The 263-nt window shown below is 73.4% G+C and carries 1 pseudogene; it reads right to left on the bottom strand.

What is annotated here, in order from left to right:
- A pseudogene (locus tag IH13_RS0127955) lies at positions 1-263 on the bottom strand (acyl-CoA thioesterase domain-containing protein); the annotation flags it as partial.

Raw genomic sequence — 263 nt, 5'->3', positions numbered from 1 at the left:
CTCGTCGGCCCGGAACGGCCGGTGGAACCACATCGCGTGGTCCAGCGACGCCATGTCGAAACCGCGCGGCCCCCACAGCGGCTCCACCGGAATGCGCACCGCGTCCAGCAGCGTCATGTCGCTCGCGTACGTCAGCGCGCACGTGTGCACCAGCGGGTCGTCGCCCAGCGGGCCCACCGCGCGCATCCACACCGCGCTGCGGGGTTCGGCGCCCTCGGCCTCCTCCCGCGTCCAGCGCAGCCGGTCGACGTACCGGATGTCGA

The sequence above is a fragment of the Streptomyces sp. NRRL WC-3549 genome (assembly GCF_000721935.1).
Lineage (GTDB): Bacteria > Actinomycetota > Actinomycetes > Streptomycetales > Streptomycetaceae > Streptomyces.
This window is presented reverse-complemented; position numbering and strand designations above follow the sequence as displayed.